The sequence below is a fragment of the Rhodoplanes sp. SY1 genome (genome assembly GCF_046000175.1).
Lineage (GTDB): Bacteria > Pseudomonadota > Alphaproteobacteria > Rhizobiales > Xanthobacteraceae > Rhodoplanes.
The window spans coordinates 1-615 of record NZ_JBEOMB010000240.1 but is presented as its reverse complement, the minus strand read 5'-3'; the positions used below and the strand labels follow the sequence as shown (position 1 = coordinate 615).

The 615-nt window shown below is 68.9% G+C and carries 2 protein-coding genes; both read left to right on the top strand.

The features are described from left to right. Nucleotides 1–300: hypothetical protein (locus ABTU92_RS28845; protein WP_408095002.1), on the top strand; the 300-nt coding region annotated here is incomplete at its 5' end. Next, the coding region (tnpB, locus tag ABTU92_RS28840; protein WP_408095001.1) for an IS66 family insertion sequence element accessory protein TnpB at nucleotides 297–615 on the top strand (319 nt) is incomplete at its 3' end. The genes ABTU92_RS28845 and tnpB, both read left to right, overlap by 4 nt.

Below are 615 nucleotides of genomic sequence, written 5' to 3'. Positions count from 1 at the left end.
GCTCGGCGGCACGGGCTGATGCCGAGCCAGGTGTTCAAGTGGAAGCGCTTGGCCGAACTCGGAGTGATCGGAATCCGCGGAGCCTCCGAGCTGCCGTCCCTGATCGCGGCGGAGACGGCGGGCGGTCGCTCCGAGGCGAACGGCACGACCGCGGCGACAGAGGCACGGTGTCAGCCGACGACGACGCGCGGCGGGGTCATCGAGATCGATCTGGGCCGGGGTCTGTTGGTGCGGGTCGATCGGGACGTGGATGCTGCCGCGCTCGCGCGAGTTCTGGACGTGTTGGAGCGGCCCCGATGACGCTCCCGATCCCGAGTGGCGCGCGGGTGTGGCTGGCGACCGGCCACACCGACATGCGGAAGGGCTTCAACGGCTTGGCGCTGCAGGTCCAGGAGACGCTGCGGCGGGACCCGCACAGCGGTCATCTGTTCGTCTTCCGTGGGCGCAGCGGTGGACTGATCAAGATCCTGTGGCACGACGGCCAGGGCTTCTGCCTGTTCGCGAAGCGGCTCGAACGCGGGCGGTTTCTATGGCCGTCGCCAGCGGACGGGACGGTGCGGATCTCGGCGGCGCAACTCGGCTATCTGTTGTCCGGGAGTAAGCGGTCTTCTGATC